Origin of the sequence: Blastococcus sp. CT_GayMR16 (assembly GCF_004570875.1) — a bacterium.
Lineage (GTDB): Bacteria > Actinomycetota > Actinomycetes > Mycobacteriales > Geodermatophilaceae > Blastococcus_B.
In genome coordinates this window covers 1-15274 of sequence record NZ_SPQK01000032.1, presented here as the reverse complement: position 1 = coordinate 15274, position 15274 = coordinate 1, and the positions used below count along the sequence as shown (strand labels likewise).

Genomic DNA, 15274 nt, shown 5'->3' with positions numbered 1-15274 from the left:
TGGAGTCTCGGAGCCGAACGAGAGCACCGCTCTCGCCATTTGCATCGAGGAGTCCCCATGGCACTGCATGTGATCGTCGGCAAGGGTCCGGTCGGCATGACCACGGCCGAGGAGCTGGTCGCGAGAGGGCACGAGGTGCGGGTGCTCTCGCGCAGCGGCGGGCGGTCGACCGATGCCGTCGAGCACCGGCAGGTCGACGCGACCGACGCCGATGCCCTGACCGACGCGACGCGCGGCGCAGCCTCGATCTACAACGCCGTGAACCCCGCCTATCACCGCTGGGCGGCCGACTGGCCGCCCGTCGCGACCGCGCTGCTCACCGCGGCCGAGCGCACCGGCGCCGTCCTGGTGACGATGGCCAACCTCTACGGCTACGGCCGGCCCGCCGGCCCGATGACGCCGGAGACGCCGCTGGCCGCCACCGACGTCAAGGGTCGGGTGCGCATCCGGATGTGGAACGACGCCCTGGCCGCTCACGAGGCCGGCCGGGTGCGCATCACCGAGGCCCGCGCGGCGGACTTCGTCGGGCCGCAGGTGCCGGCCGAGCACTCGCACCTGACCCGCCAGCTCTCCGCCCTGCGGAAGGGGCGGCGAGCCTGGGTGATCGGCGACCCCGACGCCCCGCGCACCTGGGCGTACCTGCCCGACGTCGCGACCACGCTGGCCACCCTGGGCACCGACGAGCGGGCCCTCGGCCGGGCCTGGCACGTGCCGAGCAACCCACCGCGGTCGCAGCGGCAGGCGCTCACCGATCTCGCCGCCGCGATGGACCTGCCGCCGGTCCCGGTCAGCGGCATCCCGTGGCCGGTGCTCCGGGCGCTCGGGGTGGTCGTCCCGATGATGCGGGAGGTGGCCGCCATGCGACACCAGTTCGACCAGGAGTTCGTGATCGACGCGAGCGCGACGACCGCGACGTTCGGACTGACCCCCACGCCCTGGCAGGAGGTCGTCGCCGCCACCGTGGGTGCGGTGCCGATGACCGCCTGAGAGCGGCCGCCGCCACCTCATTACCGTGGGGCGCATGGAAGCTGGCTGGGTCCTGGTCACCCTGGCGTCGCTGGCCGCGCTCACCTGCGCCTACGGCGCCCTTCGGCTCGCCCGCCGTCCGAAGGGCACGCGGCGATGAGCGGCCCGACCGAGCTGCCGGTGCCCGACACCGCCGACGTGCGCAGCGGCCCGGAGGTCTCCGCGGAGCTGCTCTCGGTCCTGCCGCTGCTGGGTGAGTGGCACGGCGAGGGTGTCCTGAGCGGCGCTGCTGCCGGCTCGGATCAGGATCTCCGGTTCGGCCAGTGGATCCGGTTCAGCCACGACGGCCGCGGCTTCCTCGCCTACGAGTCCCGCACCTGGCGGCTCACCGACGACGGGTCGATCGTCGGCCCGGACGCCCGGGAGTCCGGCTTCTGGCGGCCGCGCGGCCAGGACGACGTCGAGCTGCTGGTCACGAGTCCGGAGGGGATCGTCGAGATCTACGTCGGCACCGCCCGGACGACGACGAGCTGGGAGCTCCGCACCGACGTGCTGGCCCGCACCCCCGACGCGCCCGACGTCAGCCGGGCCGTGCGGCTCTACGGCATCGTCGACGGCGCCCTGCTGTACGCGATCGACCGCGCCGGTGCAGACGAACCACTGCGGCCGCTGATGTCCGCCCGACTCGAACGGATCCGATGACCCCCACCACTGCCCGCCAGGTCGCCGATCGCTACGTCGACGCCGTCTGCGACCTGGACCCGCTCGTCGCCACGTCGCTCGGCACCCGCCCCGGTGACGACCGGCTGCCCGACCCCAGCCCGGCCGGGCTCGAGGCGGAGGCCGCGCTCACGCGCGAGACGCTGGCAGAGCTGGACCGGGTGCTGGCCGCGGACCCGTCGCTGACCGACGACCCGATCGAGCGGAACTGTGCCCGCCTGCTGCGTGAGCGGCTGGGCGCCGAGCTGGCCGCGCACGAATCGGGCGAGGGGCTCCGCGCGCTGTCCAACCTGTTCAGCCCGGTGCACTCCATCCGCCAGGTCTTCAGCCTGATGCCGACGGTGACCGAGGAGGACTGGTCCGTCATCGCCCGCCGCATGGCACGGGTGCCGACGGCGTACCAGGGGTTCCGGGAGAGCCTCGAGGAAGGTGCGCGCCGGGGGCTGCTCGTCGCTCCCCGCCAGGTGCGCACCGTGGTCGCCCAGCTCGACGAGTGGCTGGCCGGTCCCTACTTCGCCGGCTTCGTCGCCACGGGCCCGGAGGCGGTGCGTGCGGAGCTCGCCACCTCCGCCGCCGCCGCCGATGCGGCAGTCGCCGCCATGCGCGACTTCCTGCGCGACGTCTATGCGCCTCTGGCCGAGGGGACGTCGGACGCCGTGGGCCGGGAGCGGTACGCGACGGCGGCCCGGCGCTGGACCGGCTCGGACCTGGGCGCGGGCACAGGCCTTGAGGAGGCCTACGCCTGGGGCTGGTCGGAGCACCGGCGGATCCTGGCCGAGCAGCGGATCGAGGCGGAGAAGGTCCTGCCCGGCGCGACCCCGATGGAGGCCATGCGCTGGCTGGCCACCTTCGGGCCGGCCGTCGAGGGCGTCGAGGAGGTTCGCGCGCGCCTGCAGTCGATGATGGACGAGGCGATCGCGGCGATGGACGGCACGCACTTCGACCTCGCGGAGCCCGTGCGCCGGGTCGAGGCGATGATCGCCCCGCCGGGCAGCGCGGCCGCGCCGTACTACACCCGGCCGGCGCAGGACTTCTCCCGCCCGGGCCGCACCTGGCTGCCGACCCTGGGCCGCACCCGTTTCCCGCTCTGGGACCTCGTCTCCATCTGGTACCACGAGGGCGTCCCGGGCCATCACCTCCAGCTGGCCCAGTGGGCCTACGTCTCGGCACAGCTGTCGACCTACCAGACCTCGCTCGGCTCCGTCGGGGCGAACGTCGAGGGCTGGGCGCTGTACGCGGAGCGGCTGATGGACGAGCTCGGCTACTTCAGCGACCCGGGCGAGCGGCTGGGCTACCTGGACGCGCAGCAGTTGCGCTCGGTGCGGGTGGTCATCGACATCGGCATGCACCTGGGACTGCCGGTCCCGGACGACGCCGAGGGCTCACTGGCGGCCTTCCGGGGCGAACCGTGGACCCCGGAGCTGGCGCGGGCCTTCCTCGGCGAGAACTCCGGCGCCGGCCTCGCCTTCCTCGACAGCGAGCTGGTCCGCTACCTCGGCATTCCCGGACAGGCGATCAGCTACAAGCTGGGGGAACGGGCCTGGCTGGAGGGCCGCGAGGCCGCGCGTCAGGCCAAGGGCGCGGACTTCGACCTCAAGGCCTGGCACATGGCCGCGCTGTCGCAGGGCTCCCTGGGTCTGGACGACCTGGCCGCGGAGCTCGCGCAGCTCTAGACCGGGTCCTCCGGGGCTGCGGGCAGGGCCTCCACGCCCGGGGCCGCGAGGAGCTCGGCGATGCACGCGGCGCTGCCGCCGACGTAGGTGCTCATCAGGTCGATGTCGGTGACGACGCACCACGCCTGGTCGGCGGGCCACCAGAGGTTCGCACTCTGCTCGTGCGGCTCCGGGGCCAGGTTGCGAGTGGCGTCGGCGACCGTGCCGCGCACCAGCACGACGTCGTGACCGCCGCGCAGCAGCAGCCGCGGCGGGGCATCGGGGTCGGGCAGGTCGAAGCCGAAGCCGTCCCACCGGCCGAACAGGCAGTCGTGGGGCGTCGTGGTGTGCCGGCGGAGCACGGCGCCCAGGCGAGCGGCGAGCGCGACCGGGAGATGCCCCTCGCTCGGGCCGTCGTCCCAGACCGGCGGCTGGCTCTCGACCGGTCCCCGGGTGAGGCCCACCCACCGCATCAGCGGATCGGCGTCGGTGCCGTTGTGGGCCGCGACCTCGGCCCACGGGACCTCGATGTCGTCGTCCCCGGCGTAGCGCACCGCGGGGTGGAGGACCCGGGCATATGCCTCGAAGACGGTGGGGACGAGAGCCCCGACGGTGCCCGGCGCGCCACGGCGGCGGGACGAGGAGATCCAGACCCCGGTGGAGACGTCGGCCTCGACGGGCAGACCGGCGAACTGCACGAGGGGAACCTACCCAGGGAACGGACAACCCCCGGGCTGCTCCGCGGCGCTGCCCTCGAGAGGAAAGCGGCACGCGGGCCGACTGGACAAATGTCGGCGGCCCGGGGGTCGGGTGACTGTCCGGTTCTCGCTCGCCGCCGTTCGACGGACGGGCGATCTGCCGTCGTTCAGACGCGAGTCTGAACGGGCGGCCCATCTGGACGGCGGCTAGCGGACAGCCACCTCACGAGTCCTGTAGCTCAGCAAGTTACGGACCACCTCCTCTCTCGTGTACGACGAAAGTACGTCGCTTCCGGAGGGTCGGCAACGAGGATTTTCAGCTCTCCGCGGATGGCCGTTGGTAGACGTCCGGGATCCCGTCGCGGTCGGCGTCGACCTGCTCGGCAGCGGCGATCTGCCGGTAGCGCCGATTGCGGAGTCGCAGGAGCACGGTGGCGAGCAGAGCGGCGGCCACCGTGCCGACGAGTACACCCACCTTGACGTGCTCGTCCCGCACGCTGCCCGTGCCGAACGCCAACTCGCCGATCAGCAGCGAGACGGTGAAACCGATGCCACCCAGGAGCGCGAGGCCGACGACGTCCCACCAGCTCAGGTCATCGTCGAGCTCGGCGCGGGTGAACCGGGAGACCAGCCAGGTGGCCGCGGTGATGCCGACCGTCTTGCCGACGACCAGGGCGGCGACGATCCCCAGCGCGACGGTGTCGGCGAGTGCGTCGACCAGCCCGGAGAAACCGCCCACCGTGACACCCGCGGCGAAGAAGGCGAACACCGGCACGGCCACCCCCGCCGACAACGGGCGGAACCGGTGCTCGAAGTGCTCGGCCATGCCCGGCCCGGCAGCCGGGCCTCCGGCGCCGGAGCTGCGCGCCACCGGAACGGTGAAGGCGAGCAGGACCCCGGCGACGGTCGGGTGCACCCCCGACGAGTGCATGAGCACCCAGGTGAGCGCGGCCAAGGGAAGGAGCACCCACCACACACGAACCCGCCGCTGCACGAGGAACGCGAAAAGGGCGAGGGGTAGCAGCGAGAGCGCGAGGAAACCAACCGACAGCTCCGCCGTGTAGAAGATCGCGATGATCGTGATGGCCAGCAGGTCGTCCACGACGGCGAGGGTGAGCAGGAAGGTGCGCAGGGCGCTGGGCAGGTGGGTGCTGATCACCGCGAGGACGGCGAGGGCGAACGCGATGTCGGTCGCCGTCGGGATGGCCCACCCGCGGAGGGCGCCGTCCCCGGTCCCGAGGTTGACCAGGACGTAGATCAGCGCCGGAACGGCCATGCCGCCGACGGCTGCGGCGACCGGCAGCGCCGCGCGCCGCGGGTCGCGCAGGTCGCCGGCCACGAATTCGCGCTTCAGCTCGAGTCCGGCCACGAAGAAGAAGATGGCGAGCAGGCCGTCGGCCGCCCAGGTGCCGAGGGTTAGGTCGAGGTGCAGGGACGCCGGCCCCACCCGGGCGTCCCGCAGCGAGGCATAGGCCGCCGACCACGGCGAGTTGGCCCAGACGAGCGCGACCACCGTGCCCACGAGGAGCAGGACACCGCCGACGGTCTCCTTGCGCAGGACCGTCGCGATCCGGCTCGTCTCCGGCCAGGAACCGCGGGAGAACAGGCGGGTGGAGGTGGAGGTCACTGGGCGGCTCCGAGGGAAGGGGTCGGCAACGACGTTGCCGACCAGACTTCCCGGCGCACCGGGGCCGACCCTACCGGGCGAGCAGCGCCCGGACGCGCGCCGTGAGTTCAGCGTCGCCCCGCGGGACGCCGTCCAGGGTGTGCACGACCGCGGCGAGGCGGACGCCGGACAGCAGCCACACGGCGTCGGCGGCGTGCAGGTCCTCGAGGGTGCCCGGGGTGGAGGCGGTGGGCCAGCCGTCGTCCTCGGCACGCTGGAACAGCCGCGCCACGGTGGTGCCGGGCAGGATTCCGGTCTCCAGCGGCGGGGTGTGCAGGGTGCCGCCCGCCGCCCAGACCACGGTCGAGGTCGGACCCTCGAGAAGCCGCCCCTCGAGCGAGGTGAGGACGACGTCGTCGGCGCCGACCGCGTGCGCGTGCCGCAGCGCGGCCATGTTGACCGCGTAGGAGAGCGTCTTCGCCCCGCCGAGCAGCCACGGCGCCTGCGCGCGGAAGTCGGCCGGGACGCCGAGGCCGAGGCTCACCACCGAGATCCCCTCGGACCGCTGGCGCACGGTCTCGGCGGGCACGGGGGCCAGCAGGGCGAGGGCGGTCGGAGGGAGTCCCTCGCCGAGCCCGCGGGTGAGGAACAGGCGGCACACACCTTCGACGTCGGCCGGCCAGTCGGCGAGGACGCAGTCGAGCAGGGCGCGCCACACCGGCTCGCCGGGATCGGTCAGCTCGAGCAGCGCCGCCGAGCGGGACATCCGCGTCAGGTGCGCGTCGAGATGGGGGGCGCGGGCTCCGGCCACGGCGATGGACTCGAAGACGCCGTCCCCCCGGCCGAGTCCCTGGTCGAACGCGGTCACGACCGGTTCGTCGGCCGCGACCGCTACCGCTGCGCCGTCCCGCCAGACCGCCACTCTGCGCTGATCCGTCACGGGCCCAGCCTGCCCGACTCCCGGCCTAGGCTCCTCACATGGGTACCGAGCACAGCCCGGCGCCGCTCGCCGAGCGGCTGCGGGCCCGCGGTCTGCGGTTGACCGCCCAGCGCAAGCAGGTGCTGGCGGCGGTGACGTCGCTGGAGCACGCCACTCCCGACGCGATCGGTGCCCGCCTGCGGGAGGAGGCCGGTGCCGGTGGCGCGGCTCCCGACGCGTCGACCGTCTACCGGAACCTGGAACTGCTCGAGCAGCTCGGCCTGGTCTGGCACACCCATCTGGGCAAAGGCGCGCCCGTCTACCACGCCGCGGAGCACCCCCACCTGCACGTCGTCTGCCAGTCCTGCGGGGAGATCTCCTCGGTCGCGCCGGACCTGCTGGACAGCGCGGCGGAACGTCTGACGGCCGATCTGGGTTTCACGGTCGACGTGGGTCACGTGGCGCTGTCCGGGACGTGCCGCGCGTGCCGCGAACGAGCTGGATCGGAGCACTCATGAACGCATCCCCCCTGGTCGGCCGACCGGGCGCCGTGAAGATGGAGCACGGCGCAGTCGCCGTCCACTACGGCGACCCCTTGCGCGAACAGCGGCTGCTGGCCGAGGGCGCCGGCCTGGTCGACCGCAGCAACCGCGACGTCGTCGCCGTCCCGGGGGCCGACCGGCTCACCTGGTTGCACAGTCTGACCAGCCAGCACCTGGACCGGCTGGGCGACGCATCCGGCAGCGAGGCCCTGGTGCTGTCCCCGAACGGCCACGTCGAGCACCACCTGGTGATCGCCGACCTCGGCGGCACCACCTGGGCCGACACCGAGCCCGGCACCGGCGCTGCGCTGGTCGACTTCCTGCAGAAGATGCGCTTTCTGCTCCGCGTCGACCCGGCGCTGGTCACGGACCAGTGGGCCGTGCTGACGATCGTGGGCCCGAAGAGTGGCGAGGTGCTGACCGCGGCCGGAGTTCCCGCCCCGGACGCTGAGTACGCCGTGGCCGCCCTCGACGGTGGGGGCTTCGTCCGGCGCATGCCGCCGACCGGCGCCGGTGTGGCTGCGTTCGACCTCGTCGTCCCGCGGGGGGAGATCGAGGCCGTCGCGGACCGGTTGGGCGCGCCCCTGGCGGGCATCGCCGCGTACGAGGCGCTCCGGGTCGAGGCGCGGCGGCCGCGCTTCGGCGTCGACAGCGACCACCGCACGATCCCGAACGAGCTGGAGTGGCTGCAGACCGCCGTCCATCTCGACAAGGGCTGCTACCGCGGCCAGGAAACCGTCGCGCGGGTGCACAACCTGGGCCGCCCGCCCCGCCGGCTGGTCCTGCTGCACCTGGACGGCGTCAGCGAGGTGCTGGCCGAGCCGGGGACGCCGGTGCTCGCCGGCACCCGCGAGGTCGGCCGGGTCGGGTCGGTGGTGCGCCACCACGAGCTCGGCGTGATCGCGCTGGCGCTGGTGAAGCAGTCGGTGGCGATGGACGCGGCGCTGACGGTGGCCGGTTCGACCGCCGCGATCGACCCGGACGACGCCCCGGCCGGCCCCGACGACACCCTGGTCGCGGCCCGGGAGCGCGTGCGAGCGGTTCGGTCTGCGACGATCGGACGGTGACCTCCGGCACCCTTCTCACCGTCGCCCCGACCGGCGCGGAGTCCGCGAAGGCCGACGTCCCGGCGCTGCCGGTGACCGTCGAGGAGGTCGCGGCGACGGCGAGGGACTGCGAGCGGATCGGCGCCTCGGTGATCCACCTGCACGTCCGGGACGCCGAGACGCGGCCGACGCTCGACCTGGTCCGGGTGCGGGAGGTGGTGGCCGCCGTCCGCGAGTCCACCGACCTCGTCGTCCAGCTCTCCAGCGGGGGTGCCGTCACCGACCCGTTCGACGCGCGCCTCGCCGTCCTCGATGCGCAGCCCGACGCGGCCTCTCTCACGCTGGGCACGGTGAACTTCGGCCGCGACGTCTTCAGCAATCCGTGGGACCTGATCGTCGAGCTGCACACCCAGATGCAGCAGCGCGGCATCGTTCCCGAGTACGAGGTCTTCGACCTGGGCCAGCTCGCGACCCTCGCGCGGCTGCTCGACAAGTACGGGCCCCCGCACGGCGGCCACGTGCACGTCGACCTGGTCATGGGCGTGCCCGGCGGGATGCCCGGCACCGCGCAGGCGCTGACTGCGTGCCTGCCCTTCCTGCCGCAGGGGGCGACGTTCGCCGCGACCGGGGTCGGCCGGACCTCGCTGCCGGTGATGCTCGCCGCGCTGTCGGCGGGTGGGCACCTCCGGGTGGGCATGGAGGACACGCTCACCTACGCTCCGGGCGAGCCGGTGCGCGACAACGCCCAGCTCGTCGCCCGCGCGGCCGGGCTTGCCCGCATCGCGCAGCGCCCGCCGCTCAGTACCGACGACGCCCGCACGTTCCTGGGGATCAAGCCGATGGAGGCAGTCCGATGAGCCCGAAGCCTGCCCCCGCTGGGGGAGCCGCCGTCGACGCGCTCCTGGACCCCACCTTCCTGGAGAACGCGACCACGCAGCCCATGAGCGAGGTGCGGCGACTGCGCCGCGAGGCCGAGCAGCAGGAGGTCAACCTCTCCTACACGCGGCGGCTGCTGCAGGGGCGGCTGGACATCGTCCGCCGCGAACTGCAGCGCCGGGCCGAGCACGACGGCCGCTCGCTGGTCGACCTGCTGCCGGAGATCCTGTCCGAGAAGGGGCGTGGTCCCGCGCACGGCCTGGGCCGCCACCAGACGGTGCAGCCGCACGCGCCCGAGGAGTACGAGTCCTGGGTCAACGGCCTGACCGCCGGTATCGACCTGTCGGCCATCTCCGACCTCAGCGACGCCAAGCTGCAGAAGGCCGCCCGGGCGCTGGCGGACGCCGAGAGCGGGCTGTCCGAGCGCCGGCGCGGCATGCAGCACGTGATGGACGGGTTGGCCGGCGAGCTCGGCCGTCGCTACCGCGACGGTGAGGCCGACGTCGCCGCGTTGCTGGCCGACGAGGGTCGGCACTGAAAAAGGACCACTCTTCCCCCCAGGCCTCGCACGCTCGGCCCGGGGCCCTGAAGAGTGGCCGTTCCCGCACGTCACCTTGGCCGGAGAACCCGGTACTGGTCGAGGTCGAGCGGTCTGGCTTCCTGGAGTCGGTGCACCGCGGTTCCCTCGTGGTTCTGGACGCCGACGGCGAGGTCTCGTTCGCCGCGGGTGCGGTGGACCGGCCGACGCTGCCGCGGTCGGCCAACAAGCCGGTGCAGGCGACGGCGCTGCTGGCGGCCGGCTGGGCTCCGCGCTCGCAGGCCGAGCGGGCGATCGGCGCGGGCTCGCACAACGGTGAGGACGGCCACCGGAAGCTGGCGGCCGCGATGCTGGCCGCGGTCGGGCTCGGTCCCGACGACCTCGGCTGCCCGGTCGCGCTGCCGCAGCACGAGCTCACCCGCGGGCAGTGGCTCGCGTCCGGCCGGGCGCCCGATCGGCTGGCGATGAACTGCTCGGGCAAGCACGCGGCCATGCTGTCGGCCTGCGTCGCGGCCGGCTGGCCGACCGAGGGTTACCTGGACCGCGGCCACCCGTTGCAGCAGGCGATCGAGTCGCGGCTGGGCGAGGCGGCCGGGGAAGCCGTGACGGCGGTCGTCGTCGACGGGTGCGGTGCGCCGCAGCACGCGCTGTCGGTGACCGGTCTCGCGCGCGGGGTGTTGTCGCTGGTCCAGGCGCCGGAGGGCAGCCGCGAGCGTTCGGTCGCCGACGCCATGCGCGCGGAGCCCTGGTTCGTGGCCGGTACCGGTCGTGAGGACACCGACCTGATGCAAGCGGTGCCCGGCCTGCTGGTGAAGGGCGGTGCCGACGGCGTGCACGTGGCAGCGGTGCCCGGTCGCGGCGCTGTCGCGCTGAAGATGGACGACGGCGGCGAACGCGGGCGGACGCCCGCGCTGAGCGCGGCCCTGCGCCGCCTCGGAGTGTCCGCCGAGGCGCTTGCTCCGTGGTTGCTGACGCCCGTCTCCGGTGGGGACGGTCTGATCGGCGAGGTACGTCCGGCCGACATCCTGGTGTCCTGAACTGCGGATTTGCGTGTGACCCGCTTCACGCCGATCTGCTAGCTGTTCCGCTTGCAGGAGCTAGCACCCCCGGCTAGGGTCGTTCATGTGCAGACACCGAGTGAGTTCGTCCGCGAGCAGGTGACGACGGTCCGGGAGAAGGTGGACCGGGTCGCCAGCAACGTCGTGGAGACGGTCTCCGACGCCCCCAGCGTCGCAGCCGTCAGCTCGCAGGTGGGTGACTTCATCCGTGAGCAGCGCAGTGCCGCGCGTGTCTCGCTGCGCGAGCTGGCCCGCACGGCCGGTGTCAGCAACCCCTACCTGTCCCAGGTGGAGCGGGGCCTTCGCAAGCCGTCAGCGGAGATTCTCGCGTCGATCGCCCGGGGCCTGAAGATCTCCGCCGAGACGCTCTACGAGCAGGCAGGGATCCTCGACCGGCGTTCCGGGAATCCGGACACCGTGGCGGCAATCCGATCGGACAGCGACCTGTCCGAGCGACACAAGGCAGTCCTGCTGGAGCTCTACGAGACCTACGTCCGTGAGCACCGTGCGTCTTCCCAGGCCGCCACCCCGAACGTCCCGCCCGCACCTCGTGGGTCCACCGACAGCCCTTCGAAGGAGTCAGCATGACCCCCACCCAGACCGTGAAGCAGTACAGCGACCTCGCCGTGGCCCAGACCCGGACGGTCGCCGAGCAGGCCAAGACCCCGTTCCTTGCCGTCGTCGGCGCCGGTGACCTGGCCGTCGAGCGCGCCAAGACCGCCATCGCCACCTTCCGCTCGAAGGCCACGTCCTCGGTGCTGGCGCTGCCGGGCGAGGCGCAGGTCCAGGCGGACCTCGCCGTCAAGGAGGCCCGTACCCGGGCCACCGAGGCCGCCGGCACCGCTCGCAGCACGGCCCAGCAGTTCGCCGGCGCCGTCCACCCCGAGGCGCTGCGCAGCACCGTCGTCGGCTTCGTCGAGACCGCCCGGACCCAGGCCGTCGCGACCATCGAGAAGCTCGCCGAGCACGGTGCCGAGGTCGTCGAGGAGCTGCGTCAGCAGCCCACCTTCCGCCGGGTCGTTCGTCGGGCCGAGCGGGCCGTCGACACCGTCGAGGACGCCCTCGAGGACGTTCTCGAGGACACCGCCGAGACCGTCGTCGACGTCTCCAACAAGGCCACCTCGGTGGCGCAGAAGACCGCCGCCCGGGCGACCAAGGTTGCGGCGAAGGCCGAGGACAAGGTCGAGGACGCCGCCAAGACCACCAAGGCGAGCGCCGAGAAGGTCGTGGAGGCCCCCAAGTCGGGCGCCAAGCCGGTGACGGCGAAGGCCACCCCCGCCACGATCGCCCCCGCCACGACCGCCCCGGCCAAGAAGAGCACCCCGGCCGCGCGCAAGGCCTCGCCCGCCAAGGCGACGTCTGCCCGCGTGAGCCGCGCCCGGACCGCCAAGCCGGCGAACCCGACCGCGATCCCCGCGAAGAAGAACTGACGTCCGCGTCTGACTTCTGACGTCAGATCACTGACGTCGCACCCTGACCAGGGCCCCGGAGCTGCACCAGCGCTCCGGGGCCTTGTTCTGTCGCCGGCTCCCTCGTATGGGGCGCGGAGCCCTGTCGGAGCGCCGGATCCGGGGGCGCCGGCGGGTACGCTGCCGGGTATGGCGTCGTTCGACGGGTTGCTGCTGATGGTCCTGACCTATGGCGCCCTGGCTCTCGCTGCCTGGGCGTTCATCGACGCCCTCGTCCGGCCGGCGTCGGGGTTCATGGCGGCCGGGAAGCTGACCAAGCCCGGCTGGGTGGCCATCACGGGCATCGCGATCGCGGTCGTCTACTTCTTCGGGCTGATGAGCTTCTTCGGCCTGCCCGCGATCATCGCTGCGATCGTCTACCTGGTCGACGTGCGGCCCGCCGTGCGCGGCCTCAAGCGCGGCAACAGCTGGTGACGACGCTCTACTGAACCGCCGTCAGTCGGCCGGGATCAGCAGCCAGAGCAGCAGGTAGGCGATGAACTGCGGTCCGGGCAGGACGCAGCTGATCACGAACGCCAGCCGTAGGCCGCCGCGGGAGATGCCGTAGCGGCGCGCGATACCGGCGCACACCCCAGCGATCACCTTGTGCTGAGTGTCCCGGCGGAGCCGGTAGGGCGCGGGCGCTGTCATGCCGGCAACCCTACGGTCGGGTCATGGACCTCCGGGCGGTGCGTGGCGACATCACCGAGGCCGACGTCGACGTGATCGTGAACGCCGCGAACCCGGGACTCCTCGGCGGCGGTGGCGTGGACGGCGCGATCCACCGGGCTGCAGGGCCGGCGGTCCTCGCGGAGTGCCGGACGATCGTCGCGCGGTTGCCCGGTCACCGGCTGCCGCGCGGGCAGGCGGTCGCGACGACGGCCGGCCGGCTCCCCGCGCGCTGGATCGTGCACACCGCGGGCCCGATCTGGTCGGCCTCGCGGGACCACTCCGCCGTCCTGCGCTCCTGCTACGCCGAGAGCCTGCGGGTGGCCGACGAGCTCGGTGCGCGCAGCGTGGCGTTCCCGGCGATCTCCGCCGGCATCTACGGATGGCCGGTCGAGGACGCGGCTGGCCAGGCCGTTGCCGGGGTGCGGGCGACGGCTGTCGACCACGTGGTGGAGGTCCGGTTCGTGTTGTTCTCCGACCCGGTCCTCGCCGCGTTCGAGGCGGCGCTCAGCGGTTGAAGACGCCCTCGGGGGGCTCCGGTGAGGCAACGGACTCGGAATCGTGGACCGGCCGTGCCGTCCCGGCGAAGCGGGCGAGGTCGTCGCCGTGGACGACGCGGGCGGGCATCGGGTCCTTCGCGCAGCGGCGGACGTAGCCGTCGATCGGGAGGTCGGCGTCGGACGCGACCGCGACCAGGTTGCCGAAGCGCCGGCCGCGCATCGTCCCGGGCTCGGCGAGCAGGCAGACGTGCCGGAAGAGCGAGCGAAGGGTGGCGACCTGCCCACGAGCGAACCGCAGAGGCGGGCCGTCGGCGACGTTGGCGGCGTAGACCCCGCCCGGTCGCAGCACGCGGTGGACGTCGGCGGCGAACTCGGCGCTGGTGAGGTGTCCGGGGGTGCGGGCACCGGCGAAGACGTCGCAGACCACGACGTCGGCGCTCGCCGTGTGCAGCGCGGCCAGGCCGACGCGGGCGTCGTCCGCACGGACCCGGATCCGGGCGCCGCGCGGCAGCGGCAGGTGCTCGCGCACCAGGGCGGTCAACGGCTCGTCGATCTCGACGACCCGATGGCGTGATCCGGGCCGGGTCACCGCGACGTACCGGGGGAGGGTGAGTGCGCCACCGCCCAGGTGGACGACGTCGAGAGCCACGCCGGGCTCCGCGGCGAGGTCGAGGACGTGACCCATCCGCCGGACGTACTCGAACTCCAGGTGCGTCGGGTCCTCGAGGTCGACGTGCGACTGCGGGGTGTCGTTCAGCAGCAGCATCCAGGAGCCGTCGCGGTCGGCGTCGGCGAGCAGTTCCGCGGTGCCGCCGGCGACGGCTGTGGGCCCGGGCGGGACATCCATCTGCCGAGGCATCCTCATCTGCCGCGCAGCAGGGCTTCGGCGGCGGGATCGCCGTCCACGACGACGTCCGCCGGCCGACCCCACAGATGCAGGAGCAGCTGGGTCGCGGTGCCCTGCGCGTGGGCGTCCTCGCTGCCGGACAGGTCTGCCCGGACGGTGACGGCGCCGCGGACGAGGTCGACCGACCAGGTGCGGCCGGTGTCGGTTGCGGTGACCGCGACGCAGGCGTCCGCGGTGGCGAGTGGCTCGGTGTGCGCCCAGCGCGGCACGACGATGCTCACGAGTTCGTCGACGCCGTCCTCGGCGAGCGCGGGGTCGAGAGGAGCGTGCGGGACGCCGGCTGCGCCCTCGAGGTCCATCCGGTGGACGGCGAGTTCGTACGCCTGCCGGCGGGCCCAGGAGGCGGCGACCTTCTCCGCGGTGGGACTCATGTGCCAGGCGGGGGCGTCACCGGGCGTGGTGCGGAGGGTGGCGACCAGTTCGACGAGGCCGATCCCGTACCAGTCGAGCAGGTTCTCATCGGCCGGCGGTGCCTGCGTCGCGTCAGGGGGCGGCGGTTCGGTGCTCCCCGCCCGAAGGATGGTCGTGGCCCACCGGTGGACGGTCCCCAGATGGCCGATCAGGTCACGCGCCCGCCAGGCGGGGACCCACGGAACCGGCGCGTCGAAGCCGCCGCTGACTTCGGTCAGCCCGGATGCCAGCTCCTGGGCCAGGATCCCGAACCGCTCGCCTTCCTCGACGACCGCTTCGATCCACCGCTGACGCAGCGCTTCACCGGCGAGAGGGGTCACGCCGTCATCGTGCCCGACCTGCTGGACGAACCCCGGGCCGGTCCAGCGGTGTCTCAGAACGGCGCGGGCTCACCGTCGGGGTCCCGTGCGGGTGGTGGCCAGCGGCGGAGCTGTTCGAGGGTCGTGAGGGGCCGGGTCGCGATGGCAGTGTCCGCAGCCGGCCTCCCGGCCCTCGGTGGCGGGAGGTTGTCGTCGGTGCCGTAGCGGGGTGGTCGGGTGGTGACGGTGTCGCCGCTGGGGGTGGTCCATCGCAGGGCGCCGTCGGGGAGGCGGGTCATGGTCCAGCCGGGTGCCTGGTGGCTGAGTCGGTGGTGGTGGCGGCACAGGCAGCACAGGTTGGTCTCGCTGGTGGGTCCGGTCGGCCAGGGGGTGTTGTGGTCGAGGTCGCAGCGGATCGC

Annotated in this window: 18 protein-coding genes and 1 pseudogene; 12 read left to right on the top strand and 7 right to left on the bottom strand. The window is 73.4% G+C overall.

The features are described 5' to 3' along the window. Positions 1–57: 57 nt before the first annotated feature. The 3 genes from E4P38_RS21820 to E4P38_RS21810 all read left to right on the top strand — a co-directional run bounded on the left by E4P38_RS21820 (position 58) and on the right by E4P38_RS21810 (position 3359). On the top strand, positions 58–987 hold the full coding sequence (locus E4P38_RS21820) for an NAD-dependent epimerase/dehydratase family protein (RefSeq protein WP_135134097.1): 930 nt from the start codon (positions 58–60) through the stop codon (positions 985–987). A 135-nt stretch (positions 988–1122) separates the two neighbouring features. Next, positions 1123–1668: an FABP family protein gene (locus E4P38_RS21815; RefSeq protein ID WP_135134096.1), complete on the top strand. Its 546-nt coding sequence runs from the start codon at positions 1123–1125 to the stop codon at positions 1666–1668. Beyond that, the gene (locus tag E4P38_RS21810) at positions 1665–3359 is read left to right on the top strand and encodes a DUF885 domain-containing protein (protein WP_135134095.1); all 1695 of its coding nucleotides are present in this window, start codon (positions 1665–1667) and stop codon (positions 3357–3359) included. Before E4P38_RS21815 ends, E4P38_RS21810 begins: the two co-directional genes overlap by 4 nt. Here the strand turns inward: E4P38_RS21810 and E4P38_RS21805 are convergent. The 3 genes from E4P38_RS21805 to E4P38_RS21795 all read right to left on the bottom strand — a co-directional run bounded on the left by E4P38_RS21805 (position 3356) and on the right by E4P38_RS21795 (position 6582). Then, positions 3356–4036, bottom strand: a complete 681-nt coding sequence (locus E4P38_RS21805) for a hypothetical protein (RefSeq protein ID WP_135134094.1) — start codon at positions 4034–4036, stop codon at positions 3356–3358. The genes E4P38_RS21810 and E4P38_RS21805 overlap by 4 nt on opposite strands. Before the next feature lie 316 nt (positions 4037–4352). Next, positions 4353–5663, bottom strand: a complete 1311-nt coding sequence (gene nhaA, locus E4P38_RS21800) for a Na+/H+ antiporter NhaA (protein WP_135134093.1) — start codon at positions 5661–5663, stop codon at positions 4353–4355. Positions 5664–5733: 70 nt separating this feature from the next. Next, positions 5734–6582 carry an aminotransferase class IV gene (locus E4P38_RS21795; protein ID WP_135134092.1) on the bottom strand — a complete coding sequence of 283 codons (849 nt, stop codon included), beginning with the start codon at positions 6580–6582 and terminating at the stop codon, positions 5734–5736. Positions 6583–6620: 38 nt separating this feature from the next. Between E4P38_RS21795 and E4P38_RS21790 the strand changes: the two genes are divergently transcribed. The 8 genes from E4P38_RS21790 to E4P38_RS21755 all read left to right on the top strand — a co-directional run bounded on the left by E4P38_RS21790 (position 6621) and on the right by E4P38_RS21755 (position 12504). After that, complete coding sequence (locus E4P38_RS21790) at positions 6621–7079, top strand: Fur family transcriptional regulator (RefSeq protein ID WP_135134091.1); 459 nt, start codon at positions 6621–6623, stop codon at positions 7077–7079. Continuing rightward, on the top strand, positions 7076–8170 hold the full coding sequence (locus tag E4P38_RS21785; RefSeq protein ID WP_135134090.1) for a glycine cleavage T C-terminal barrel domain-containing protein: 1095 nt from the start codon (positions 7076–7078) through the stop codon (positions 8168–8170). Before E4P38_RS21790 ends, E4P38_RS21785 begins: the two co-directional genes overlap by 4 nt. Then, on the top strand, positions 8167–9006 hold the full coding sequence (locus E4P38_RS21780) for a 3-keto-5-aminohexanoate cleavage protein (RefSeq protein WP_135134089.1): 840 nt from the start codon (positions 8167–8169) through the stop codon (positions 9004–9006). The genes E4P38_RS21785 and E4P38_RS21780 overlap by 4 nt, the downstream gene beginning before the upstream one ends. After that, positions 9003–9563: an aerial mycelium formation protein gene (locus E4P38_RS21775; protein WP_135134088.1), complete on the top strand. Its 561-nt coding sequence runs from the start codon at positions 9003–9005 to the stop codon at positions 9561–9563. Before E4P38_RS21780 ends, E4P38_RS21775 begins: the two co-directional genes overlap by 4 nt. After that, positions 9560–10600, top strand: a complete 1041-nt coding sequence (locus E4P38_RS21770) for an asparaginase (RefSeq protein WP_348633801.1) — start codon at positions 9560–9562, stop codon at positions 10598–10600. Before E4P38_RS21775 ends, E4P38_RS21770 begins: the two co-directional genes overlap by 4 nt. An 87-nt stretch (positions 10601–10687) precedes the next feature. Beyond that, positions 10688–11209: a helix-turn-helix transcriptional regulator gene (locus E4P38_RS21765; protein WP_135134086.1), complete on the top strand. Its 522-nt coding sequence runs from the start codon at positions 10688–10690 to the stop codon at positions 11207–11209. After that, complete coding sequence (locus tag E4P38_RS21760; RefSeq protein WP_135134085.1) at positions 11206–12051, top strand: hypothetical protein; 846 nt, start codon at positions 11206–11208, stop codon at positions 12049–12051. Before E4P38_RS21765 ends, E4P38_RS21760 begins: the two co-directional genes overlap by 4 nt. Positions 12052–12219: 168 nt before the next feature. Continuing rightward, the gene (locus tag E4P38_RS21755; protein WP_135134084.1) at positions 12220–12504 is read left to right on the top strand and encodes a DUF2516 family protein; all 285 of its coding nucleotides are present in this window, start codon (positions 12220–12222) and stop codon (positions 12502–12504) included. Between the two features lie 21 nt (positions 12505–12525). On the opposite strand, the gene E4P38_RS21750 is transcribed toward E4P38_RS21755, so the two are convergent. After that, positions 12526–12720 (bottom strand): PspC domain-containing protein, encoded by a 195-nt coding sequence (locus tag E4P38_RS21750; protein ID WP_135134083.1) that lies wholly within the window; start codon positions 12718–12720, stop codon positions 12526–12528. Between the two features lie 23 nt (positions 12721–12743). On the opposite strand from E4P38_RS21750, the gene E4P38_RS21745 reads away from it, so the two are divergent. Beyond that, positions 12744–13256: an O-acetyl-ADP-ribose deacetylase gene (locus E4P38_RS21745; protein WP_135134082.1), complete on the top strand. Its 513-nt coding sequence runs from the start codon at positions 12744–12746 to the stop codon at positions 13254–13256. On the opposite strand, the gene E4P38_RS21740 is transcribed toward E4P38_RS21745, so the two are convergent. The 3 genes and pseudogenes from E4P38_RS21740 to E4P38_RS23085 form a co-directional block, all read right to left on the bottom strand. Continuing rightward, complete coding sequence (locus E4P38_RS21740; RefSeq protein ID WP_209309241.1) at positions 13246–14085, bottom strand: fused MFS/spermidine synthase; 840 nt, start codon at positions 14083–14085, stop codon at positions 13246–13248. The genes E4P38_RS21745 and E4P38_RS21740 overlap by 11 nt on opposite strands. A 14-nt stretch (positions 14086–14099) precedes the next feature. Continuing rightward, positions 14100–14876 (bottom strand): maleylpyruvate isomerase N-terminal domain-containing protein, encoded by a 777-nt coding sequence (locus E4P38_RS21735; protein WP_167760665.1) that lies wholly within the window; start codon positions 14874–14876, stop codon positions 14100–14102. 53 nt (positions 14877–14929) lie between these two features. Further along, positions 14930–15274 (bottom strand): annotated as a pseudogene (locus E4P38_RS23085) (hypothetical protein); the annotation flags it as partial.